1 pseudogene is annotated in these 249 nt (G+C 63.1%); it reads left to right on the top strand.

Going from position 1 to position 249, the window contains the following annotated elements:
• A pseudogene (locus SB772_RS43975) lies at nucleotides 1-249 on the top strand (3-phosphoserine/phosphohydroxythreonine transaminase); the annotation flags it as partial.

Here is a 249-nt window from a genome sequence, read left to right as displayed (position 1 = left end):
GTCTCGGCGAAAACGCGATCGTGCCGATGAACCTGCTTGGCTCCAAGCCCCGCGCCGATTTCGTCGTTACCGGGTCGTGGTCGCAAAAGTCCTTCAAGGAAGCGCAGAAATACGGCACCGTGCACGTCGCCGCGAGCGGCCAGACGGCGGACGGCTTCACGCGCGCGCCGGGATTTTCCGAGTGGCAATTGTCGGACGACCCGGCTTATGTGCATCTGTGCACGAACGAGACGATCCACGGCGTCGAGA

It is taken from the genome of Paraburkholderia sp. SIMBA_030, assembly GCF_046535245.1.
Lineage (GTDB): Bacteria > Pseudomonadota > Gammaproteobacteria > Burkholderiales > Burkholderiaceae > Paraburkholderia.
Note: the sequence above shows the minus strand (reverse complement) of the source record. Positions and strands in the feature narration are given on the sequence as shown.